This window comes from Sphingomonas sanguinis (genome assembly GCF_019297835.1).
Lineage (GTDB): Bacteria > Pseudomonadota > Alphaproteobacteria > Sphingomonadales > Sphingomonadaceae > Sphingomonas > Sphingomonas sanguinis_D.
The window spans coordinates 138,813-162,120 of record NZ_CP079203.1; the positions used below are offsets into that span (position 1 = coordinate 138,813).

Sequence of the window (23,308 nt, forward strand, 5' to 3'; positions counted from 1 at the left end):
CGTTCGATACAGCGCATCGGCCCAAGTTCCGGTTCGTGACGCTGCGTGCAGCCGTTGCGGCGCAGCCAGTTCAGCCGACTGCGACTCCCTTCCAAAAGGCGATGCGTCCGCGGATGTTCTCCGCCTCGGGCTTGGGATCGGGGTAGTACCAGGCGGCGTCGGGATTGTCGGCGCCCGCAACGTGCAGGCTGTAATAATGCGCCGTTCCCTTCCACGGGCAAACCGTCGTCGTGCTGCTCGGTCGCAAGAGCGAGGTGTCTACGCTCTGCTCGGGGAAATAGTGGTTGCCCTCGACGATGACCGTATCATCGCTATCGGCGATCCGTACGCCGTTCCATTTTGCTTCCACCATCATGCGTCTCCTGACGCCGATGGACGTCGGTATTCGGTCCATGTCCGTCAAGATCATGCCCTGGGGACATTCACGGGGGCGGTGCCAAAGCCGACCGATCCTGTTAACGGACCGCTATGCTGAAAACCCGCATGAAGCGCATCGCCGCCAGGACGGAACACGAGCTTCAGCGCATCGCTGCCATCGAGGCGGCGGTGGCCGCGTTGGGCGATGAGGACCTGCTCGACTTCGCCGACATTTTCGCCGCGGGCGATCAGACGCCGCTGCGTGTCATGGCGGAGGATCAGATGCGTCGGCGCGGCGTCAGCTTGTGAGGAAAATGCCATCCCGCTTCCGGCGTCTCGATGGGGCGCTGGCGGACCTGCCGGTCGAAGAGCCGATGCTGCTCACCGAGCTCGACGGTTTCCTGACTGGGCTTATCGTCTGTCCCGAGCCGATCCCCGCGGATAAGTGGATGACGGTCATATGGGGCGTCGAGGTGGATGGCGTTCCGCCCTTCGACGATCCCCTCGACGTGCAATGGTTCGTCAAAGCGGTCGCGGCGCGCCGCGACGAGATCGCGCGTGACCTGTCCCGCGGGAAGTTGCAGCCGATCCTCGATGTCGACGAGCGGGATGGCGAGGTCCTGTGGGAATATTGGGTCGACGGTTTCTCCGACGCGATCGCGTTGCGACCGGACGCGTGGGACGCGGCGGCCGCCGACGCCGAATGGGCCGATCCATGGCACCGCCTGCTGGCACTGATCGCAATCGCACGCAACGAGAGCGATCTCGACAGAGTCGAGGTCAACGCGTTTCAAGATCGTGCGGTCGCCGAGCTGACGGACACCGTCCAGCGCCTCTACGCGGCCCGTGCGGGTGTCGGCGAGGCAATGCCGATCACCGTGGAGGTGCTTGTGACGGCAAAGACCGGGCGCAACGATCCATGCCGCTGCGCATCGGGAAAGAAGCATAAGCATTGTTGCGCTTGATCTGATCCGCCGACCCGGCGGGCGGACTCTTCTGATCCACGCCGCGCCAGATCGACCAAGCGCTGCCCGCCATGACAAGGACGGGCAACACGGTCAGACCGCTATGCGGTACGCCCGGTTATTTGGGGAAATGAATCCCGCAAAGCTTGTTGCCATCGGGGTCGCGAAAATAGGCGAGCTCGATCGTACCCATGGACGCGGTCTGACGCGGGCCGGGCGGAGCTTCGATAGAGGTGCCGCCATTGGCAATCGCCGTATCGTGAAGCTGCTTCACCTGCTCGGGCGAGTCGCATGAAAAGGCGACTGTGCTGCCATTCGCGACGGTCGCCGGTTCGTCGTTAATCGGCTGACTGACGATGAAGTTGGTCCCGTTGCCGTTATTGTAGATGAGCCGGGTATGGCCGCTGTCGGCGATATTCCGCGCCGGTTCGCCGACGCCGAGCGTGCCCAGTACCTCGTCGTAGAAACGCTTCGATCGTTCAATATCGTTCGATCCGACCATCGTGTGAAACAGCACGTCATTCTCTCCTGCTCAGAGTGTTTTCCACGGACATAAACCGCGTCCGGGTCGCGCGGTTGCTACGGGCGGTTATCCAGTTCGGGCACGCCGCTGCTGCGATCGGCATAGGCGGCGAGGAAGGTCGGGCGGCGCTGCCACCGCTGCCAGAACGCCTCGATATGTTCGTAGCGTTCGTCGAGCGGCATCGCGTTCACCTCGAACTTGGAAAAGGCGATCGCGGTCGCCAGCGTGATGTCCGCAAAGGTCGGCTCCGCACCGCCGAGCAGCCAGTCGCGGCCATCGGCCAGATGCCGGTCGACCAGCGCGGTATGCGCCAGCGCTTCCTTGCGGCAATGCTCGCCCCATGTCGGGTTCGAGGTCAGTTCAAGCTTGGGGCCAAGTCCCTGGTGCAGGACATGGAACGCGGTCGTGATGCGGTAGAGGATGTGCACCCAGATGCGGTTGTCCCACATGGCGTCGAGCCCTTGCTCCTCGGCCGTCTCGCCCATGATCTGGCGGCCCGGAAATGACTGGTCTAGATAGCGTACGACCGCGGCGGTTTCCGAGATGAAACTGCCGTCCGACAGTTCGAGCGTCGGGGTTTCACCCCATGGGTTCATCTTCAGATGCTTCCACTGCCGCTGCTCGCCGACCGGCGCCATATTGTAGACCTGCTCGTCGAGGCGGTCGGCAATGCCTTTCTCCTGCACGAAGATGCGCAGGCGCTGTGGATTGGGGAAGGCGGAGGGAGACGTGAACAGGCGGAGCTTCGTGGGCGGCGGGGATTGCGACATCATAACTTCACCTACCAAGTGATCGGTAGGCAGGCAAGTGCGCGCTTGCGTGCTGGGCGTCAAGGTCTATCTACCACTTGGTCGGGTTGGCGGGACGGGTGGAGCAATGGCGGTTTCAACATCCAGGGAAGCGGTGCTGGCCGCCGCACGGCGGACCGCGATGGCGCATGGCTATAACGGCCTCAACTTCCGTGACATCGCGGCTGAAGTCGGGATCAAGGCGCCCAGCATCCATCATCACTTCGCGACGAAGGCCGATCTCGGTGCGGCGGTGGCGCGGCGCTATTGGGAGGACACGGTGGCGCAACTGGCGGCGATCGAGGACGAAGCGCCCGAGCCGCTTGCCGCTCTGCGCCGCTATCCGGAGATTTTCCGGGCTTCGCTGTCGAACGACAACCGCATCTGCCTGTCGAGCTTCATGGCGGCCGAATATGACGATCTTCCCGAGCCTGTGAAAACCGAGGTTCAGTGCTTTGCCGACGTTAACGTCGCCTGGCTGGGTAAGCTGCTGATCGACGCCAAGGTTGTCGAACCGGCCGAAAGCGAAGTCCGGGCACGCGCCATCTATGCAGCGGTGGCGGGCGCGCAACTCTTCGCAAGGGGGCGATCGGACATCGCGCTCTTCGACACGATGATCGCCAGCTACCGCGCGGTGGGGCTGTTGCCGGCATAGGTGCCGGGACGAACCGCTAAACTTAAAACCGCGCTTCGGTCCGCGTGCCTCGCTGTTTCGGCCAGGAAGGACCAGCCATCGACGGACAAGCGTTCCTGCATGCACCACTGCGCCGACACGTCTCTTGCTAGCGCCCAATACCGTCCAAATCGCAATTGAAAATTGTGCCAATCCACTGTAGCAATGGGCTGTGCAGGCGGTACCTGCGCGCTGGTGGAATCAAGTACTTAGCTCGCAGATGCGTCGGGACGGGAATCCTGCCGCCCCAGCCATCTGCCTAAAATCCCAGCCAATTGTCTGCTAAGTATCTGAAGACGCTGGTTGATTATCAGGGTCGGCCGTTGGCACCTGCACAATTGTGCATCGGATTGTGCCAACGCGCTGGCCGGGAAGGCCGCGGTTTTTGACTGTCTTCAACATGTATATCGGCGCGGGCACATTTTCTTGCGACGCCGAATTCACCGTTTATTGGATAATGGCACCCTAGATGTCCGGCTGTCGCTGCGGACCACCGACCGGAAGGCAGCGCGCAACATGGGGGCGGCGCTCACGGGGGTGACGCCGAGGGTGCTGGAGATGCTCGACAGGCGGGCCAAGCAGAAGACCGATATCACCGAGCAGGAACTCCAGGCGATCGCCAAGGCGATGTACGAGGAGAGTCTGGCGGAGGTGTGCACCTGCAGCGATCGACGCCGTACGATGTCGAGAACCACTCGGCCGCCAATCTGGCGTTCGTCGATTATTTCGAGCGGCTGAGCGCGTTGGCGACAATATTACTCTGGTCGATACTGCCCGGTGCGATTGCCCGGTCGCTTCCCGCTAGCTGGCCTGTGCCTAATTGGATGGCAGCCAGGATCGTTGGATCGGAAATGGTAAATAATGGCGAAGACGTCAAAGTGGGGACCAACCCTGAAGCGCAGCCGAACGGCCACTAAGTAACCAAATCCTAAAATCCCCTGAATTGATAGAAATGCCGAAGGCGGGCATTCCATGAGGCATCTCGATCGAACCATGGTGGTTGCACGAACCCGCTGCGCGGGAGGGGCGTGCGGGGCATGGTTGAGGTGATACAACGGGCGTTGCGCGCCGGTTGAGCCCTGCGGGCGAGAGGCAGAGCATCGGGGTTCCACGAAAGGAGCCCTGCCATGACCATTATTGCCCCGGTTGTTGCCGTCAGCCCGCTACGCCAGCGTCTCATCGACGAGATGGATATGCGCCGTTTCGGTCACGAGACGCAGCGTAACTACATCCGCGATGTCGGCCGGTTCGCCACGTTCCTCGGGCGCCCGCCGGACACGGCAACGGCGGAGGATGTCCGGCGCTTCCAGATCGAGCAATGTGACCTGGGCGTGCCGGCACCGACCATGAACGCCATCGTGTCGGCGCTGCGGTTCTTCTTCACGCAGACGCTCGACCGGCCGGACCTGGCGCGCAAGCTGGTCCGCATGCGGCACGTGCGCAAGCTGCCGGTGGTGCTGAGCCAGGACGAGGTGGCGCGGCTGCTCGCGGCGACCACGTGCCTGAAGCATCAGGCGGCGTTGTCCGTCGCCTATGGCGCGGGGTTGCGCGCGTCCGAGATCGCCGCGCTCAAGGTCCGCGACATCGACAGCGAGCGCATGCTGCTCCGGGTCGAGCGCGGCAAGGGCGGACGGTACCGGAACGCCATGCTCCCGGCCGGGCTGCTGGCGTTGCTGCGGGAATGGTGGCGGGTCGGTCGGCGGGAGGGTGTGTTGCACGTCGATGGCTGGCTGTTCCCCGGCCAGCACTATCTCAAGCCAGTCAGCACCCGGCAGTTGCACCGTATCGTCGTCGAGGCGAGCGTGGCGGCGGGCATCGGCAAGCGGGTTGGGCCGCACACGCTGCGGCACTGCTTCGCCACGCATCTTCTCGAGGATGGTATCGACGTCCGCATCATCCAGACGCTGCTGGGGCACGCGAAGCTGGAGACCACCGCCTATTACACGCAGGTCGCCACCCGGGTGTTGCGCAACGTCACCAGCCCATTCGACCGGCTGGCGGCAACCGCCAGAGAAGCAAGGGCGTCGAGCGGCTGAGCGGGCATGCGCGCCTCCATCGAGGTCGCCGACATCTTCCGTGCCGCAGGTCCTGCGTACCGGGCTGCCCGCGCCGGGCATCTGAGCCTCGACCAGCTCAAGGTCATGTCGGCCATCGAACATTGCCGCACCGCCGTCATGGGCGGGCACGTCGAAGCCTGTACCGACTGCGGGCACTGGCGGGTTGCCTATAACTCCTGCCGCAACCGGCACTGCCCGCGATGCCAGGGCGCGGCCGCGCGGACGTGGCTTGCCGAGCGCGAAGCCGACCTGCTGCCGGTCGGCTATTTCCATGTCGTCTTCACGCTGCCGGCCGAGGTCGCCGACATTGCGCTCCAGAACAAGGCGGCGGTCTATGGGCTGCTGTTCCAGGCGGCGTCCGGGACGATGACGACCATCGCTGCGGACCCGAAGCATCTGGGTGCCCGTATCGGCATCACCGCGGTGCTCCATACGTGGGGCTCGGCGATGACCCATCATCCGCACATCCACATGATTGTGCCGGGTGGCGGGCTGTCGCCGGACGGCAGCCGCTGGGTGTCGTCACGCCCGGCGTTTCTGCTGCCGGTGCGCGTGCTGGGAAAGCTCTTCCGCCGCCTGTTCCTGACCCGGCTGATGGCCCTGCACGACGCCGGGCGGCTCGCCTTCCATGGCAGCCTCGCGCACCTCGCCGACCGGCGGGCGTTCCTGCGCCACATGGCACCGATCCGGAAGAAGCGCTGGGTGGTCTACGCCAAGCCGCCGTTTGCCGGACCGGAGACGGTGCTCGCCTATCTGTCGCGCTACACCCACCGCGTTGCGATCTCGAACAGTCGGCTGCTGCGCTTAGACGAGACCGGCGTCACCTTCCGCTACAAGGATTACCGCCGGGGTGGTGCTGAACGACAGCAGGTCATGACGCTGGCCGCCGAGGAGTTCATCCGTCGGTTCCTGCTCCACGTCCTGCCCAAGGGCTTCCACCGCATCCGCCACTACGGCCTGCTCGCCGGCGCCACCCGCAAGGCGCATCTCGAACGTGCCCGCGAACTGCTTGGGGTTGTGCAGCCTGTCGCGCCCGATGCTCCGGTCGAACCGGACGACATCCGACCGCCATGCCCGTGTTGCGGCGGGCGTATGGTCGTCGTCGAAACCTTCGAGCGCCAATGCCAGCCCCGCGCTCCGCCGGCCCATGCTCTTCTATCCGGGATGCAGGCGTCGTGACCCGGCACGGCCCGAGAGCAACATACCCCGCAGCGCCGGTGCTCGCGGAGACGGTGCCATCCGCGCCGACCGCCGCCAGAGCGCTGGCCACGTCGACTGTTACCGGGCTGTCCCCGCCGGTGAACCCATCCTGCTCACCCGATTCCGGACGGTCCACCTTCAGGGGCGCGTCCACATATGCCGTGTTGCTGCGCACCCCAGCAGGCCGGAAACCGAAAACCCCATAGCGCACCGCTTGCGGCCCGCGGGTTCGGGCTTCCAAGACTTTCGTACGCCTGCCGGCATCCGAAACTCTTCAGGGAATTGGAATGGCCGCTTTCGAGTAGCAATCGCGGAGAAGCGGACCTTCGTTCAGGCGTCAGGGCAGGGAATTTCAGCGCCCGCCGGTGGCGAATAGCGGAATGGCTGCCTCCGCGTGCCGAAAGCGATAAGCGGACGTCCGCTCAGGCGGTGGGGCATGCTCAACCCTTTTGTATTCCTCTGACTACTGATCTCGGTTCTCAGCTCGATTTTGGACGCTGTTTGCGATTGTGAGGCCGGGGGATGATTCTTGCCTTGCGATTTTGCCAATTTCAGCTGACGGACAAGTCATGGTTCCTCTGAACTGCGAAATACTCGATCTGCGAGCCATCATTGCGATCGCCGATGGGAAGAGCTTTCAGCGCGCGGCGGATCAGCTGAATCTGTCTCAGCCTGCGGTCAGCCGTCGTATCCAGAAGCTGGAGCTGACGGTCGGCACGGCGTTGCTGGAACGTACGACCCGTAGTGTGAGACTGACCCCAGCCGGGGAGGAGGTCGTCCCGTTATTGCGTCGTTTGCTTGAAGAACTCGACACTTCCCTTCTTGGCCTGATGGCTTTGGGCGAGAGGCAAGCTGGCCGACTGACAATCGCCAGTATCCCGAGTGCGACCGTTCGTTTCTTGCCAGAGGTGCTCGAACTATTCGGGCGCGAGTATCGCAATGTACGTGTTCGCGTACTCGATCTATCCGCCACCGAATGCGCCGAAGCGGTTCGAACAGGTGAGGCGGAGTTCGGCATCACGCTGCCTGTGACATCCGACGGAGACCTTACCTTCGAGCCTTTGACGGACGATCCCTATGGGCTGGTCTGCCGCCGCGACGATCCACTTGCGGATTTGGCCGACCCCAGTTGGTCTGATCTGAGCGATTTGCGGCTTGTGACAGTTCACATGGGCAGTGGGAATCGAACGACGCTCGATGCCGGACTAGCGCGTGCCGGCATCGATTTACGCTGGTTCTATGAGGTGACGCGTCTGACTTCCGCGCTCGCACTTGTGCAGGCTGGGCTGGGGCAGTCGGTGCTGCCGCAGCTTGCCTGTCAGGGGCCTGATCCGCGTGATCTCGTCTGGCGGCCTCTGAAGGGGGCGGAAGTGGTGAGGACGATCGGCGTATTGCGGCGCGCCTCGGTGCCATTGTCGCCGACGGCATCGAGGTTAATGGCGTTGCTCGCCGCTGCCTGGGGCAACCGATAGCCGCCTGCCGCTCCACCGGGTAACGAGGAGCGACGCCGCGACGTTTGCCGTTCCGCTCGTCAGAGCCCGAATTTCGGACAGGAAGCGGTCGATCGCGATCAACATGGCGGAGGCCCCGATCGGTATGTCGGGAAGGAGTGACAGGGTAAGCAGCAACGCCGAAAAGCCGCTGCCGGTCACCCCTGCTGCGGCCTTAGACGTGATCAGCATGACACTCATGTAGACCAGGATGCGCTCAGGCGAGAGGGCGACGTTCAGCGCCTCGCCCAGAAACAGGGTTGCGACGATCAGATAGACGGCCGTACCCGCCAGGTTGAGGGAATAGCCGAGCGGTATGGTGAGCCCGACGATACTGCGTGGACAGCCCAGCCCTTCCAACTTCTCGATCAGGCGGGGCAGAACGACCTCGGTCGACGATGTGCCGAGGACGATTAGAATTTCTTCGCGGAAGGTGCGCAGCAACGTGCCGCCACTCAATCCCGTCACAACCCGCACGGTGATGACAAGTCCGACGATCAGTGCGCCGCATGCCACCGCAAGCGTTGCGAACAGAAGCCCGAGCGAACCGATGAAGCCGATGCCATAGGTGCCGACGGTATAGGCGATAGCACCAAACGCCCCGACCGGGGCGGCGCGGATAAGGAAGCCGAAGATCGCGAACTGCAACCGCGTCAGCGCCTCGACCCCACGCATGATCGGCGCGCCGACCTCGCCAATGCGAAGCAGCCCGAAGCCGACCAGCCCCGCGACGAACAGCACCGGCAGGACATCGCCTGCGGTGAAGGCAGAAAACAGCGTATCGGGGACCATCCGAACCAGGAAATCGCCAGGGCCAGCAACGTGCTTTCCCGCGAGTTGCCGCTGCACCTCGCCAGCGGCATCTCCATAAGGTGGAAGGGGGAGTCCGCGACCGGGCTGCATGACCAGTGTCACGGCCAGTCCGATGCCGAGCGCTACGATTGTTATGCCAAGGAAGACGATCAGACTGCGGAGCACCGTCGTGCCGGTGTCACGTGCGGCCCCGTGCCGGACGATCCCCTCAACGATGGTGCAGAATAGGACCGGCGGCACCATCATCCGCATCGCCTTGACGAAGGCGATCCCTAAGGGGCCAAGGTCGCGGCCGAAGACCGGGGCGAGATATCCGATCGCTGTCCCCGCGACTATGCCCAGCAGCATCTGGACGTACAGGTGACGGAACAGGCGCACGTTAATCTCCTAATTATGCGCCTAACGCATAAGACGAACCGATCATTGCATTTGATCGGTTGACCGCCGGTAATGCTTATTGGCGCGCAAGGCGTGGTGGCTCAAGCCTCCACCGAACAGAGAACCCGCGCCAAGCGGGGCGGACGAGAGGTGTTCCGATGAGATTTGAAAGATTTGCGCCCTGGGCAGGGGTTGCGCCATACGGCGTGCGACGCAGGGGCCTCCGAACCGCGCTCTTGCTGAGCCTTGCGACGCTGACCGGTCCGTCCTTCGCGCGGGATACCAAGCCAGCCACGATACATGAGCTTCACGTCGTGACCTCGGGCGGCTTCACCACGGCGTTCGCCGCGCTGGCCAAGCAATATGAGCGAGAAACGGGCGTCCATATCGTTACCGAACATGGGCCGTCCATGGGCGACACGCCGCAGGCGATCCCCGCCCGGCTTGCTCGACGTGAGGATGCCGACGTCGTTATCCTGGCGCGTAGTGGCCTCGACAAGCTGGCCCATGCCGGCACCGTGACTGCCGACACGGTGACCGATCTCGGCCTGTCCAAGATTGCGGTCGCCGTGAAGGCGGGCGCGCCAGTTCCGAATATCAGTACGCCGGACGCGGTTCGCGACACGCTGATCCATGCCAAGTCGGTCGCATGGTCCGATAGCGCGTCGGGCGTCTATATCCAGTCGACGATGCTCGATAAGCTGGGCATCGCCGATCAGGTTCGTCCCAAGGGCCGGATGATCCCCGCCACGCCTGTCGGTCGTATCGTCGCTCGAGGCCAAGCCGAGATCGGCTTCCAGCAATTGAGCGAGTTGAAGCCGGTCCGGGGCATCCGCATAGTTGGTCTGCTTCCCGCTTCGCTCCAGAAGGTCACGCCTTTCTCCGCGGGCGTCGTCGCCTATTCCCCGCATCAAACCGAGGCCAGGGCGCTGATCGCCTATCTCGCCTCGGCCAAAGCTCATCCAATCATCCGCGACAGCGGACTGGAACCCCCATCGCAAAAGGCCAAGCCATGACACAGGCAATCGCCGCTACGGCCGCTGCTCCCGCAGTGGCCTCTGTTTCCGATGCGCGCCGCAAGTCGGCGTTCAAGTCGATCTTCATCGTTGCCAGCGGCAACTTCCTGGAGATGTTCGACTTCATGGTGTTCGGTTATTACGCCACCTACATCTCGAAGGCATTCTTTCCGACGGGGAGTGATTTCGCGTCGCTGATGCTCACCCTGATGACCTTCGGCGCGGGCTTCCTGATGCGCCCGGTCGGTGCGCTGGTGCTGGGGGCGTATATCGACAAGCATGGGCGGCGTCAGGGATTGCTGCTGACGCTAGGCCTGATGGCTTTCGGTACGCTCGCGATTGCCGCCACGCCGACATATGCCCAGATCGGTCTCGCCGCGCCGGTCATCATCCTGCTTGGTCGGCTGGTACAGGGCCTGTCGGCGGGCGTCGAGGTTGGCGGCGTATCGGTTTATCTCAATGAGATCGCGCCGCCCGACAAGAAGGGCTTCTTCTGTTCGTGGCAGTCGGCCAGCCAACAGGCGGCGGTGGTCTTCGCTGCCGTGATCGGGCTCATCGTGTCGAGCAGTCTCGATCCCGCCACGATGCAGGCCTGGGGCTGGCGCATTCCGTTCATCATCGGCTGCGTGATGATCCCGTTCCTGTTCGTCATCCGCCGTCACATGGAAGAGACGGAGGTCTTCCTGCAGCGCAAGGAGCATCCCCAGCTATCGCAGATCATCCGGACCATCGGCGGCAATTGGGGTGTCGTGCTCCAGGGTGCGCTGATGGCGGTGATGACGACCGTCTTCTTCTACATGATCACCGCCTATACCCCGACCTTCGGCAACAAGGTCCTGTCGCTGACGCCGGGCTCGGCACTATTCGTCACCGCATGCGTGGGCGTGACCAACTTCGTGTTGCTTCCGGTCATGGGCGCATTGTCCGATCGGATAGGACGTCGACCGCTGCTCATCGCCGCAACGGTCCTTGGCGCGTTGCTTGCCTATCCGCTGATGAGCTGGCTGGTCGCTGCGCCCAGCTTTGGGCGGCTGTTGACGGTCGAGCTGCTGCTCGCCGCCATCTACGCCACCTATAACGGCGCGTTCATCGTCTATTTGACCGAGGTCATTCCGGCGCATGTCCGTACCGTCGGTTTCAGTCTGGCCTATAGCCTGGCAACCGCGATCTTCGGTGGCTTCACCCCGGCGATCAGCACCGCGCTGATCGGGGTGACGGGTGACAAGGCGATCCCTGGCGCATGGTGCGCCGCCGCTGCCCTGCTGTCACTGCTGGCGCTGGTCATCGGATCGCGCCTGACCAGGCGCGAGGCCAACTAAGGGCCGACCGGTCGCCGCGATCCGGACGGGCGGGCGCGGCGACCAACGATGAGGCGGCGGCCGCGATCCGCACGCCCACCCCAGGAGAGGATGCCATCATGTATCGAGGAGCCATGCTTGCCATGGGCCTGTGCACCGCCATGCCCGTCGCAGCCGAACAGACGGGACAGGACGATATCGGCAGGCTGACCCGGCTGGTCGAGCAGCAGCAGGCGCAGATCGCTCGGCTGGAGGCGCGCCTGGCTGCGGTCGAGGGGCAGGCTGCTGCACCGCCGCCACCTGCCTTGCCTGCAAATTCCGCCAGGTTGACCGTCGCACCGCAACGAAATCCTCTCCCGCTGGGCCAAGCGCTTCCGTCCGAATCTCATCCCCCTTCGCTGGAAGCCCGGCTTGCCAGGATCGAGCAGGCGCGCAAGGATGAGGTGCATGTCGACTGGTCAAAGGGCACGCCCGAATTCACCAGTGCCGATGGGAAATTCTCCTTCCGACCGCGCGGACGTATCCTGGTCGACTGGGCGGGTACGACGGGCAGTGCGGTACCGACGCGCAATATCGTCGCGACCCAGGCCCGATCACTGCGGATCGGGTTCGAGGGCGCGATCGGCAAACATCTCTCCTATCTGCTCGAGGGGGATTTCGCCGACAATGATCCGGCCATCAAGTCGGCCTATGTCGCCTGGACCACCCGGTTCATGGGGCAGCAGACGGAATTCGCACTGGGTAACCGGCTGAATGATCGCGGCCTGGACGGATCGAGTGGAACGATCTCGGTTCCCTTTATGGAGCGGAATTTCGTCGGCCAAGGCATCATTCCCGTTCGCGGCTTCTTCGGATTGGGCGCCGCGGCACGCGTGTACGGCGATGACTGGCATGTCGGCGTTCAGGTGTCGGGCGACGACATAAGCAACCCCGGTACCCAGAGCGACGGCCTGACGATCGCCGCCCGTGCGCACTGGAACCCGGTAAAGACGTCGAACTGGCTGGTCCATCTGGGATTGTGGGGCTTTCATGAGAGCATCGCCGCAGACGCCAGCCGCCCCACTCGCAGCATCGCGGTGGGTGGCTTCTTCAACGACAATCTGCGCATAGCGCCGGGATCATTCCCGAACGCTGCGTCGGGTGATGGATATGGGTTTGAACTCGGGACCTTCCACAAGCAATTCTGGGCCTATGGCGAATATGGAGCGCGGACGCTGCACGATGTCGTGGGGGCCTCGACCGAACAGAGGGCCTGGGCGGTGCAGGGCGGTTGGTTTCTGACTGGTGAAACCCCTCCCTATCTGACGCGGGGCGGCGTGTGGAGTCGACCTCGCGTGCTTCGCCCCTTCACCTCGGGCGGTAGCGGGGCCGTCGAGTTCGCTACCCGCTACGAGGAACTGGATTACAGCGACAATCCGACCGCAGGACGCGGTACTGCCCTGACGCTGGGGGTGAATTGGTACCTGAATAACTTTGTGCGCCTGCAGCTCAACGCGATCGATTGGTCGGTAGCCAACCCGGTCGCCCAGCGACCGGTCAAGGATCATGGCCAAACTCTGCTCGGTCGTGCGCAGATCGCATTCTAGCCATCTCATGACGAATGGAACGCGATGCAGTTGGGAGTACCTGGTCTGGCCCCCGGCGTCGAGGCGGTGGCCAGCGGCGCGCCCCGGTCGCAGTCCGCCTAGCCCCGCGGCTACGGGGTGATTGCGCTCGTCGTTGCCTCGGCGCGGTTCATCGCGGCGAGCGGGACGTTGGCCGACAAGGTCGGATCACGCACCATCTTCTCATCGGCGATCGGCATCTTCCTGCTCGGCTCCATCCTGTGTGCCCAGTCGGGGTCGCTGTCGACCCTGATCGCCGCCCGCTTCCTGCAAGGAATTGGCGGGGCGATGATGGTGCCGGTCGGGCGGCTCGTCCTGCTGCGCAGCGTCGCCAAGGAGGATATGGTCCAGGCGCTGTCCTGGCTGGTCATGCCTGCGCTTGCCGGGGCGATCCTGGGGCCGCCGCTGGGTGGTTTCATCGTCACCTGGCTAGACTGGCGCTGGTTCTTCTACCTTAACATCCCGATCGGGATCATCGATACCTGGATGCCGGTGCCCGAGGTGCGCGGCGATGCGCGGTCGCGGTTCGACGTGTCGGGCTTCGTCCTGTCGGGCGTGTCGCTGGGCCGCCTGTTGTTCGGGTTCGAGCCGGCGAGCCGTCCGGGGACGGGCTGGATCGCGCTGGTCCGGCTCATCATCGGTGCGGTGTCCGGCTGGCTGTATATCCGTCACGCGCGGCATACGCATGATCCGATCCTGGACCCCACGCTGAGGAGCGTGCCAACCTTTCGCCTGTCGGTGATCGGCGGATCGCTGACGCGGATCACTCAAGGGGCGCAGCCATTCCTGCTGCCGCTCATGTTCCAGCTCGGCTTCGGCCGCAGCGCGGCCAAGACGGGAACGATCACCATCGCAGGCGCGGTCGGGGCGCTGGCGATTAAGGCGCTCGCGCCGCGTGTCCTGCGCCGCTGGGGCTTTCGGCGCAGCCTGATCGTCTCGGGGCCGGTGAGCAGCGCGGGCTATGCGACATGCGTGCTGTTCTGTTCCGTCCCGACTGGCCGCCCCCGCTCATCACCTTCGTGCTGGCCCTGTCGGGCTTCTTCACCTCGTTTCAGTTCGCCGGGTTCAACGCGATCGCCTATGCCGATGTCGAGAAGGAGCGGACGAGCGCCGCGACCAGCTTCTATGCCACCTTCCAGCAACTGACGTTGCCTCTAGGCATCTGTACCGCCGCGACCGTGCTGGAACTGCGGACGCTGGTCGAGGGGAAGGACGGGCCGACGCTGGGCAGCTTCTCGGCCGCCTTCGTGGTGGTGGCGGTGATCTCCACCTCGGCGATCATCTGGAACAGCCGCTTTGCCCCCGATGCGGGCGCGGCGATGAGTGGGAGCGCGGCAGCAATAGTCCATCGTGAGAATGATAACAGTGCTGAAGACGATCGCGGGCATATGCCAAATTTGAGCTCGCCCAACGAGCTCGGATCGAATTGACTCCGGTAGCAGGTCGAATAACGGCGCCTTCCGCGTGAGGCGGCCCGCGACGACGCATTCAGCGCGGCATCCGCGCTGAAGGACCATAGAGGCGGGATGAACAAGCGGCGGAAGTGGGAAGCGGCCCTCTGCCACTGAACGACCGTTTCTGGATCTGTGCGACAAAAGGGAAGGGCGGCCATTTAAGCCCAAATCTGGTCGTTCTACTTCCACCGAGACTTGGGCACCTTCGTAATGCCATCTAGGCGGTATGGCTTTAAGGCTCCGACTTGCCCTTTTCTGTAAGAATGTGACTATGCGCCAATACGTCTCGTCTTCCGCCTCGGGAGCCCCCTTTGACAGCTTGGCGATCGATCTGGTTAGGCGATAGCGGACCTGCCGGATCGGAGATAGGCCGATCCGGATCTTGATGCGGCTCGTATGCGATCACCCATTGCGGATAACCTTCCGGTGACACGGTGATGTCGGCATGCCCTACCGGGTCGTTGCCGGTCTCTATCCACCCCGCCCCGTGGCAATAATCGCAGATTGCCCGCTTGCACCGGAAGCTGACCAGATCGATCTCGGTGTTCCATTGCCCGTACCCCCGGCAAATCGGGCATTTCGCATCCAGGTTCCCGTTTCGCGGCTGAAGCGGGATGATGTCGAAAGCGTGGGGGCTGTTCGGTCCGTCGCAATAGACGACATTGCTGGCATGGGCGATCGGTCTTCTCCTACACCCCCGCCGAACGATTTATCCGAGACGGGGTTTCCACCATCGTGACGGCGTGCATCGCGTTACGCAGTAGCAGCGTTGTCGTCGTCGGGCTTCACCTCACCACCATCTTTGCGAATGAAACTGATCTTGCCCTGTGTCTCCAGGATTGCCCAGGCGACCTGATTCATGTGGGCGATGCCCGCTAGGCGCATCTCGGCTTCGACCTCTGCGCGCGTGATGCGGTCGCGGCGGAGATTCGCCTTGATCAGTTCGCCATCCCGAATGATGACCTGCGGCCGACCGTCCAAGAGCGTCTCCAGCCTGGGCGAGAGATAGGTCGCCCAGCTCATTACCAAGGCCCAGAACGCGAACGTGGCGATCGCCAGGATCGATCCGGTGAGGCTGAAGTCGTTATGCGTGACACCTTGCTGAACCAGATCGCCCATCACCACGATGACCACCAATTCGAATGGCGTCAGCTGGCCGATCTCGCGTTTCCCCAGCAGCCTCAGCAACAGGTAGAGCGCCGCGAATGTGACGGAAGCCCGTAGGACGATGTCCATTATGGCAGGACCGGGATGGTGACATGGGCCTTGGTCAGCGGCGCATCGTCGTCCAGAAGCGTGACGTTTCCTGCTACGCGCCCGATCAACGGCGGATTCGTCTGGCCGTCTATTTTGACCTCCAACGTCTCCCCCGCCTTCAAGGAACCATACTCAAAGCAATACTGCCCGTCCTTGAAGCTCTCGTTGGCGGGGGCTGGGACTTGGCTGTTGATGGTCAAATCGCGCCATAGGGATGCGTCCACCCCGATCACCGGCTTGGCAATGGCTTGTCGCGCTGTGACCCGGATGTGGGTCTCGAAGAACAAGCCGCTGCGTAGTGGCCGGGCGATCTTCAGTTCCAACGAAGCGGCGGGAGCAGAGACAGACGTCACGGGCGCAGGTGCACCGCCAAGAAGTCCAGTCGCCGCAAATGCCATAGCCGTACCTAGCACGATGAACGCGAGTGGGCTGGCGTGCGCCCGAAGCCCTCGAACGGGTGCCACATGGCGCTCCTTGATGCCGTCAGGCAGATCGGTATCACCCATCTAGCTCATCGAGCCATTTTGTCTCGCAGACGTGTAGGCACGACGTCATATAGCTCGATCCTCGCGGGTACATCGCATCATGAGGCATAAGGGCCGCAAGTGTGTGTTAATGCAATAAACTCAGGTCAATAAAGCGCGATTGGGATGATCCCATGTCCTTGCTATCGTGCTGAAGCCGAGGCGACGACAGCACCACTGCAAGACAAGTGACCGGCGTCGCCACCGATCGAATGCTGCGGCTCTGCAAGCGCACGCCTCACCCATCGCGCCGCTAAATCGATCGCCGCATCGCTCACGCGTTCAGCGATTAGGCCAATGGCTATCCCAGCTAGAACATCACCAGCATAATGCGTCCCGCGGGGCACCTGCACGATGGAAACTGACAATGCCGCACCACGGGCAGCTACCGCATGATCAGGATATGCCCGCGCAATCGCCTCTCCGACCCCGACCGCACCGGCGCTGTGCCCAGACGGGAACGAATTGTCTTCGTGACGGTCGCTATCACCTTCCCGCACGCGTGGATCATCACCGTCTTTCGGGCGCCTACGGTTGATCACGGCTTTGATGCGGCTCTTGACCCAGGTCGCAAGCGTGTGAGCCGCAAACATTCTGAAGCCGGTCCTGGTCAGATGCAGATCCCGTCGCGCAATACCATCCGCGATCGCGGCAGCGCAGATCATCCGCATCTGTGGCTGATCACCGATCTCGCTGGCGGCGCCAACCAGCCGCACTGGCCAGCTATCGCGCTTGTCGTTCACTTCTGAGGTGATTCTATGGTCGGCCTCTTCGACAGCGGTAGGTATGCGTGCTCCATTCATAGCCGTTCAACAGATGGATCAATCCGTTGGCTCCATCAGGCCGTGTGAGAATGCACAGTTTTATTGAATGCCTTCTGCCTTAGGCTCAGGATCTGTAATTTGCTTCCGCTCGGCGGTTGTCCCTTGAAGGTCTCAAGGATATGTCCGCACTCACCAACCTGTTGGTCGGTGGTGCTGTATCGGGTCTCACAAGGCCGGACGTTGCATTGACCCGAAGCGGGCTTGGCAGCCCATCTGATAACCTTCGCAGATCATCCGTCCCTGCGTTCCCTCGCGGGACACCGCCATCGGGTCAGCTGGAGAGCATCACCGCTGGCGAAGGGAGCTTACCTCTTTTCAGGCCTCGAACAAGGTGCCGTCGCGCAACATGGCGTGCATGATGACGGCAAGGCGGCGGGCGAGCGCGACCCAGGCCTTCTTGGGACCGCGTCGCTTGGCGATCTTCAGCGCCCAAGTCTTCAGCGCGAAGGTCTGGCGCGTGCGCGTCAGGATCGAGTTGGCCGCTTCGTAGAGCAGCTTGCGGACGGTGCCATCGCCCCGCTTGGTGATCCGGCCTGTCCAGTCGAGTTCGCCGGACTGGCGCCGGCGCGGGACGAGGCCAAAATAGGCACCAGCCGTGCGCGACCGCTTGAACCGGCCCGCCTCATCGACGGCGGCAGCGAACGCAGCCGAGGTCTGCACGCCGACGCCAGGGATGCTCATCAGGGCCTGACAGGCCGGAGAGGCGATGCTGATCGCCTTGAGTTCGCGATCCATTTGGCGGATCTCATCAACTAGGCCGACCCGCGCCCGGAGCAGTGCGGCCACCGCCTCGCCGAGACCCGGGACAGCAATGGCGGCTTGCACCCGCGCGAGGAACCGCTCGCCCTGGCCGGCACCCGGCCTGATCCCGAAGGTGGCGCAGAGGCCGCGGCTGGTGTTGTCGAGCCGGACACGTGCTTCGACCAGATGCGCGCGGGCGGTGATCACCGAGCGCACCCCATGCGACGTCGGCAATTTGACGTGCACCTCCTTGTAAAAGCCTGTCCGGGCCAACTGTGCGAGGCCCGCCGCATCATGTAGATCAGTCTTGTTCGCCTTCATCGCCTTGAGACTCTGGTGGGCCTGGCGCGCGTCGATGCACACTATCGCGACGCCCAGCTCGTGCAGGCCACGCGTAACCCATGGCGTCATCCGGCCGGTCTCGATCACCACGCGTTCCATCGGACCATGGCGTTCCAGCAGCGCGGCGATCGCTTCCGGCGTGCTGTCCACGCATTGCGCTGCGACCTTGCGCCCTTCGGCATCGACAATGCAGACGTGCGACGTTTCCATCGACAGGTCTATTCCGGCATAGTGCTTCATAGCTGCTTCCTTCCTTTAGGTCCGACAACCAGAAGGTGCGCCGCTCAGCCGGCCCGGGGAAGCAGCCACAAATTACACGATGACTCATTGATCACAGCCAGAAGATGACGGTGGCAGCGAGTGCGATGGCGGAGAAGAACGCCGTGGGGCAGCGATCGTAGCGGGTTGCGACGCGTCGCCAGTCCTTGAGGCGGCCGAACATGTTCTCGATCCTGTGGCGACGCTGCTAGAGGGCGGTATCATGCGGGATCGGCGGGCGGAATGGGAGCGGGCGGTATCGCCTCGAACATGAGGGCTGTGCCCTTGTAGCCGCTCATCTGTCCCCCGGTGAGCGGCATGACGCGCGGGCGCCCCGATCATCGCAGATGGCATACAGCTTGGAGTTCAGACCGCCCCTGGTGCGCCCGATACATCGGCAAAGAAACCCTTTTTGGGCAGGCTGGCCGCTGGCCAGTGGGCCTTCACATGTGTGCCGTCGATCGACAATTCATTCGACACCGGCCCGGCACCAGCGATCTTTTCGAACAACCGCTGCCAGATGCCGCGTGACGCCCATCGATTATAACGATTGTAGATGGTGGACGGCGGTCCATAGGCCGCCGGAACATCGCGCAACCGGCAGCCTGTCTTGAGAACATGCGGAATGCTCAAGATCACTGTCCGATCCTCGACGCGAGGCTTGCCGGGGCGGCCATGCGGGAGATGCGGCTCGATCGCCGCCCATGCCTCATCAGATAGCCAAAACAGATGCCGTGCCATAGCTGCTCGTGTCCGAACGCATCAGAGGCCGGTATTTGCATCTTTTCTTCAACAGCTTGCATAGGTTCCAAACCTAGTTGCTCAACGTGAATGCAAGGAACTGGGAAACCTCGGCCTTGCTGAAATTGTCGTCTGCCTCAACGATGAGAGTTCGGCGACCATCCCGCAGTCTCGGGCCCCAGGCCATACCCTCGAGATTGTCGATTTTAATGCCCTGATACCGCTCCGGCAGGTCGAGCAGCACCGTGCGGGTCATTGGGACAGCCGGGCAGGATGTCAGGGCCGAACACGACAGGATATCAGTCGTTCGATTGGTGATGCCGGACATAACGATCCTGGCCATCACACCCTTCTGCGCGTCAAAGGGAACGATGCGCTCGATCGATAGGAAATGCCGGTCATCGATCGCCAACAACTCGGATACGCTATATCGTCCGCCGGGTACCTCATACATATATTGATGAAGCGGCTTGCCGCTCTTCGGGTCGAAGCTGGTCAGCCGGTGGCGCATGACCGTCTCTGATCCGCCATCGGTCGCGCCGTCCTGATAGGCGGGGGCCTCGTTGATCGCATAGACCGTCCCTCGCGGCCCGACCGCCAATCCTTCGATCACCCCGTTGGACACCGCGCCGAGTGTTCGGTTATCGACATAGAGATAGGTCGCCGGCAGCGAAAAACTGCGCAGGATGCGTCCAGCAGCATCGCTTTCATAGATGGCGGGCTGAACGCGCCGGGCGGGGTCCGCATTCCAGGTTCCTTCCGACGACCAATAGACATGGTCCCCATGGGCATGACGGATAGCTTCTGGATCGACCACCGAGCGATCGGTGGGGAATGGCGTGCCGTGGGCGTCACGCAGCAATATCTGCGCATTCACCTTTACCTCCATTCGGTGGCGCCTGGAATCGAGCGCAATCGACAGCCGGTAGAAACGGGGCGGCCGCCCGTCGCCCTTGTCGTCCGAAATGGCAAGATAGCTACCTCCGGGCAGGCGATCGAGTCCGGACAGTCCGCCTACCGCGATACCCTGAAAGCGGGTGTCATGGGGGATCGCTGTGACGCCGATCAGTTCCAGCGTCGGAGCCTTGGCCTGTTCGGCCATGGACGATGCTGGCGCGAGCCCGACCGCCAGCATCGCCATCACACCCCGTATCGCCTTGCGCGTCATGACCTGTTCCTCCGCCTCATGGCCAAAGCCCGGACGCGACGAGGCTTTCGCTCCGTTGCGTCCGGGGAGTTCCGAAGATTGTATTAGAACTGGAAATGAACGCTGGCGATCAGCGTGCGCGGATTGCCGAAATTGAAGAAGCCACCATTGCTGGTGGTCGTACCCAAGTTGGAAAAATAGGCCTTGTTGAGCAGGTTCACGACATTGATCTGGACGTAGGTCTTCTTCAGGCCGACCCAGTCCATGCCGATCTGGGCGTCCAAATCGACCAGCGTGTAGCCCGCGACCTTCACGTCGTTGACATCGGTCACGAAACGGTCGCCGACATGCTTGGCCGACAGGCCGACGACACCGAACGGCAGATTGACCTGAGCCCGGCCGCCATATTGCCAGTTGGGCGTATCGACCAGCGACTTGCCCTTGGTCGCGATGGCCACCTGGCCCGTCGCTGCGTTCAGGACATTATCCTTCAACGTCGCGGTCATATAGGAGGTGAAGCCGTAGAGCGACAACCAGCGGGCCGGGCTGATCGACAGCGAGGCGTCGATACCCTTGCTGTCGACCGCGCCGACATTGCGGGCCATGCTGATCGTCCCGCCGCCTTCGACCGGGGTGGTCACGTTGACGATGCGGTTGTCGTAACGGATGTACCAGCCGCCCAGCTGAGCCTGAGCAATCCCCATGGTGTAGCGAAGACCCAGATCGTAAGAGTCGGTTCGCTCGGGCTTCGCGTCGTCGCCGAGCGGGCGAATCACCTTGTCGTCATAGGCATAGACTTCGGTGCTTGGCGCGGAGAAGCCCTTGGTATAGCTGGTGAACAGGCTGAGCACGGGCGTCATCTGCCAGGTCAGGCCGACATTGGGCAGGAGCGCTCGATATTCCTTGACGCGCCCCATATAGGGCGGCGCGAAAGTCCGGGTCCGGCTGTCGGCCTGAACCTGCGCCTGGGTCTGCGACGTGCAATAGGCCTCGTTGCTGCTACCCGGAATGGTGTAGCAGTAATTGTTCATGTTGCGCCGGAACAGCGCCGCGCGCAGGCCGACCGTCAGCGACAGGGAGTCGTCGAACGGCTTGCCGCGATATTCGCCCGACAGCTGATGCAGGATCGAATAGGTCAGGCGATTGCGCTTGTTGGGCACATTCCCGGCGGCATCCAGCATCGCATGGGGATTGTCGACATCGCTGGCGCTGAACGGTAGCCAGGGCGTGCCGTCGGGGCGCAGATAGCTGGCCTCGCCGGTCTGCTTCGTCCGGGCGCGATCCCAAGTATAAGCCAGGCGGACGAGGTTGTTCGGATCGATGTCGTACCGCAGGCCCGCGATCGCGATCAGGCGGTGGGTCATGGTATTGGACGGGTAATAGGCACGGACATAGTCCAGCGTATCGCCATCGCCATTGAGATCGCGGCCGTTGGCGACGCCCGCGCCGATGCGCCCGAACTGGTTGCCATTGGCACCCTTTGCGCCTGCATTGGCATCGCTTTCGGCAAATACCGTCGAGCCGCCGCCATTGGCGCGGGTATAGGTATAGCCGCCATCCATGGAGAAGGTGAGACGATCCGTCAGGGTGAACAGACTGTTGAACCGGATATTGCCAGTATCGACCGGGTTCAGGCCGATCTGCCGCGTATTGGTGCAGCTCGACCGGTCATCCTGAACCGTGCCGTTCGCGGCCTGTAGCTGCGACGGAAGCGCGCAGATGGCGCTGTTGAGATAGTTGTTGGTCTGGTCGGCGAACAGCTTGTCGAACTGGGCACGGGTCAGGTCGACTCGAACCGGTCCGTTCGAGGACGCCGGATAGGGATTACCCAGCACGCTGTTGATATTGGCGAGCGAGGGCGTGCCATAGCCGTTATTGCGATGCTGATACCAAAAACCTGCCAGCGACAGGAAATCCTTGCCGCCCAGCGGCTGATAGATCCGCGCATTATACTGGTTCTTGCGGACCTTGGCGTAGCGATAGAGGTCGTAGCTCTGGCTGCTGGCCGAAACCCAAGCGCGCGTTCCGCTGGACGTCAGATCGCCCGTGTTGATCAGGCCGAAGACGCGGTTCATGTTGCCGCTGCCATGCGAATAGACCGCTGTTGCGCTCAGCGTCTCGGTCGGCAGGATCGTGCGGTAATTGACCGTACCGCCCGCAGCACTGGCCGTCGGCGAGTCCACATCGGTGGACCCGAAATTGACATTGACCGACTGGACCAGTTCGGGATCGATCTGCTGGTTGGCATAGATGGCATAATTGCCCGCGTCGTTGAGCGGCAGGCCGTCAAAGGTGAAGGCGATACGGCTGGCGTCGAAGCCGCGCATGCGGATGCCGCCGCCATTGCCGCCATAAGGATCGCCCGCGACATAGTTGACGCCCGGTACGAGGTTGATCGCATTGAATATCGACTGTCCCGGTACGGTGTGCTCGATATAGTCCTGCGTGACGATCGCCCGCGCTTTGGGCGAGTTGGGCAGTTCCATGACCACGGGCTTGCGCACCCGCTCGGCAGTCACGATGACATCGTCCTTGGCCTGGTCTTCGGCGGCGATGGTGCCAGCCGTTTGGGCAAATGCCATTTGAGGGATCAGGGCGCACAGGCACACGCCACCGATACCGGCCAAGCCGGTCCAGTTCTTATTCAAGCATTCCTCCATGGGAGAGTTGGAAGAAGGCCCCCTTATGACCAGCACTTTTCATCCATGTGACAATGTTTACATGCGAATATGGCAGGACCGATGTCGATGCTCATTCCCGGCGGTTCATCGGTGACCGACGCATGACATTGAAGATGGGCTAAAACCGGGGGAATGGTTAGTCGCGCAAGGCATGCACGAGGACGGGCGGCACGCCGT

General features: G+C 62.8%; 21 protein-coding genes and 1 pseudogene. 11 read left to right on the plus strand and 11 right to left on the minus strand.

Annotated features, from left to right (window positions below; translation table 11 throughout):
• Positions 1-70: 70 nt before the first annotated feature.
• On the minus strand, positions 71-352 hold the full coding sequence (locus KV697_RS00620) for a DUF427 domain-containing protein (protein WP_219021139.1): 282 nt from the start codon (positions 350-352) through the stop codon (positions 71-73).
• Between the two features lie 131 nt (positions 353-483).
• Between KV697_RS00620 and KV697_RS00625 the strand changes: the two genes are divergently transcribed.
• Positions 484-666, plus strand: coding sequence for a hypothetical protein (locus tag KV697_RS00625; protein WP_219019682.1), 183 nt, complete (start codon positions 484-486; stop codon positions 664-666).
• A 65-nt stretch (positions 667-731) separates the two neighbouring features.
• Positions 732-1,322 carry a UPF0149 family protein gene (locus KV697_RS00630; protein ID WP_257575474.1) on the plus strand — a complete coding sequence of 197 codons (591 nt, stop codon included), beginning with the start codon at positions 732-734 and terminating at the stop codon, positions 1,320-1,322.
• Between the two features lie 118 nt (positions 1,323-1,440).
• On the opposite strand, the gene KV697_RS00635 is transcribed toward KV697_RS00630, so the two are convergent.
• Both KV697_RS00635 and KV697_RS00640 read right to left on the minus strand, forming a co-directional pair.
• Entirely contained in the window at positions 1,441-1,839 is a 399-nt protein-coding gene (locus tag KV697_RS00635) for a VOC family protein (RefSeq protein WP_257575475.1), read from the minus strand.
• Positions 1,840-1,901: 62 nt separating this feature from the next.
• The gene (locus tag KV697_RS00640; RefSeq protein ID WP_219019684.1) at positions 1,902-2,615 is read right to left on the minus strand and encodes a glutathione S-transferase family protein; all 714 of its coding nucleotides are present in this window, start codon (positions 2,613-2,615) and stop codon (positions 1,902-1,904) included.
• Positions 2,616-2,721: 106 nt separating this feature from the next.
• Here KV697_RS00640 and KV697_RS00645 point away from each other — a divergent pair, with 106 nt between their 5' ends.
• From KV697_RS00645 to KV697_RS00665, 5 genes are all read left to right on the plus strand, one after another.
• Positions 2,722-3,288: a TetR/AcrR family transcriptional regulator gene (locus KV697_RS00645; RefSeq protein ID WP_219019685.1), complete on the plus strand. Its 567-nt coding sequence runs from the start codon at positions 2,722-2,724 to the stop codon at positions 3,286-3,288.
• Between the two features lie 468 nt (positions 3,289-3,756).
• The gene (locus tag KV697_RS00650; RefSeq protein ID WP_219019686.1) at positions 3,757-4,044 is read left to right on the plus strand and encodes a hypothetical protein; all 288 of its coding nucleotides are present in this window, start codon (positions 3,757-3,759) and stop codon (positions 4,042-4,044) included.
• A 389-nt stretch (positions 4,045-4,433) separates the two neighbouring features.
• Positions 4,434-5,342 (plus strand): tyrosine-type recombinase/integrase, encoded by a 909-nt coding sequence (locus tag KV697_RS00655; RefSeq protein WP_219019162.1) that lies wholly within the window; start codon positions 4,434-4,436, stop codon positions 5,340-5,342.
• 6 nt (positions 5,343-5,348) lie between these two features.
• Positions 5,349-6,542, plus strand: coding sequence for an IS91 family transposase (locus tag KV697_RS00660; RefSeq protein ID WP_058734536.1), 1,194 nt, complete (start codon positions 5,349-5,351; stop codon positions 6,540-6,542).
• Between the two features lie 590 nt (positions 6,543-7,132).
• A complete protein-coding gene (locus KV697_RS00665) occupies positions 7,133-8,035 on the plus strand; it encodes a LysR family transcriptional regulator (protein ID WP_219019687.1) in 903 nt (300 codons plus the stop codon).
• On the opposite strand, the gene KV697_RS00670 is transcribed toward KV697_RS00665, so the two are convergent.
• Positions 7,997-9,244, minus strand: coding sequence for a cation:dicarboxylate symporter family transporter (locus tag KV697_RS00670; protein ID WP_219019688.1), 1,248 nt, complete (start codon positions 9,242-9,244; stop codon positions 7,997-7,999). The two genes, KV697_RS00665 and KV697_RS00670, sit on opposite strands and share 39 nt — an antisense overlap.
• Before the next feature lie 236 nt (positions 9,245-9,480).
• On the opposite strand from KV697_RS00670, the gene KV697_RS00675 reads away from it, so the two are divergent.
• The 4 genes from KV697_RS00675 to KV697_RS00690 all read left to right on the plus strand — a co-directional run bounded on the left by KV697_RS00675 (position 9,481) and on the right by KV697_RS00690 (position 14,308).
• Positions 9,481-10,260, plus strand: coding sequence for a substrate-binding domain-containing protein (locus KV697_RS00675; protein WP_257575476.1), 780 nt, complete (start codon positions 9,481-9,483; stop codon positions 10,258-10,260).
• Positions 10,257-11,579 (plus strand): MFS transporter, encoded by a 1,323-nt coding sequence (locus tag KV697_RS00680; protein ID WP_257575477.1) that lies wholly within the window; start codon positions 10,257-10,259, stop codon positions 11,577-11,579. The genes KV697_RS00675 and KV697_RS00680 overlap by 4 nt, the downstream gene beginning before the upstream one ends.
• A gap of 98 nt (positions 11,580-11,677) precedes the next feature.
• Positions 11,678-13,144, plus strand: coding sequence for an OprO/OprP family phosphate-selective porin (locus tag KV697_RS00685; protein WP_219019690.1), 1,467 nt, complete (start codon positions 11,678-11,680; stop codon positions 13,142-13,144).
• Positions 13,145-13,261: 117 nt separating this feature from the next.
• Positions 13,262-14,308 (plus strand): MFS transporter, encoded by a 1,047-nt coding sequence (locus KV697_RS00690; protein ID WP_257575478.1) that lies wholly within the window; start codon positions 13,262-13,264, stop codon positions 14,306-14,308.
• Between the two features lie 1,061 nt (positions 14,309-15,369).
• Here the strand turns inward: KV697_RS00690 and KV697_RS00695 are convergent.
• From KV697_RS00695 to KV697_RS00725, 7 genes and pseudogenes are all read right to left on the minus strand, one after another.
• The gene (locus tag KV697_RS00695; protein WP_219019691.1) at positions 15,370-15,852 is read right to left on the minus strand and encodes a DUF421 domain-containing protein; all 483 of its coding nucleotides are present in this window, start codon (positions 15,850-15,852) and stop codon (positions 15,370-15,372) included.
• On the minus strand, positions 15,852-16,379 hold the full coding sequence (locus KV697_RS00700; RefSeq protein WP_219019692.1) for a hypothetical protein: 528 nt from the start codon (positions 16,377-16,379) through the stop codon (positions 15,852-15,854). The genes KV697_RS00695 and KV697_RS00700 overlap by 1 nt, the downstream gene beginning before the upstream one ends.
• Before the next feature lie 161 nt (positions 16,380-16,540).
• Positions 16,541-17,200, minus strand: a complete 660-nt coding sequence (locus KV697_RS20290; protein ID WP_219019693.1) for a phosphatase PAP2 family protein — start codon at positions 17,198-17,200, stop codon at positions 16,541-16,543.
• Positions 17,201-17,536: 336 nt separating this feature from the next.
• Positions 17,537-18,544 carry an IS110 family transposase gene (locus KV697_RS00710; RefSeq protein ID WP_219019694.1) on the minus strand — a complete coding sequence of 336 codons (1,008 nt, stop codon included), beginning with the start codon at positions 18,542-18,544 and terminating at the stop codon, positions 17,537-17,539.
• Between the two features lie 91 nt (positions 18,545-18,635).
• A pseudogene (locus tag KV697_RS00715) lies at positions 18,636-19,303 on the minus strand (IS5 family transposase).
• 73 nt (positions 19,304-19,376) lie between these two features.
• Positions 19,377-20,405 carry an esterase-like activity of phytase family protein gene (locus KV697_RS00720; RefSeq protein WP_257575482.1) on the minus strand — a complete coding sequence of 343 codons (1,029 nt, stop codon included), beginning with the start codon at positions 20,403-20,405 and terminating at the stop codon, positions 19,377-19,379.
• Positions 20,406-20,554: 149 nt separating this feature from the next.
• Entirely contained in the window at positions 20,555-23,032 is a 2,478-nt protein-coding gene (locus KV697_RS00725; RefSeq protein ID WP_257575484.1) for a TonB-dependent receptor, read from the minus strand.
• Positions 23,033-23,308: the final 276 nt, after the last annotated feature.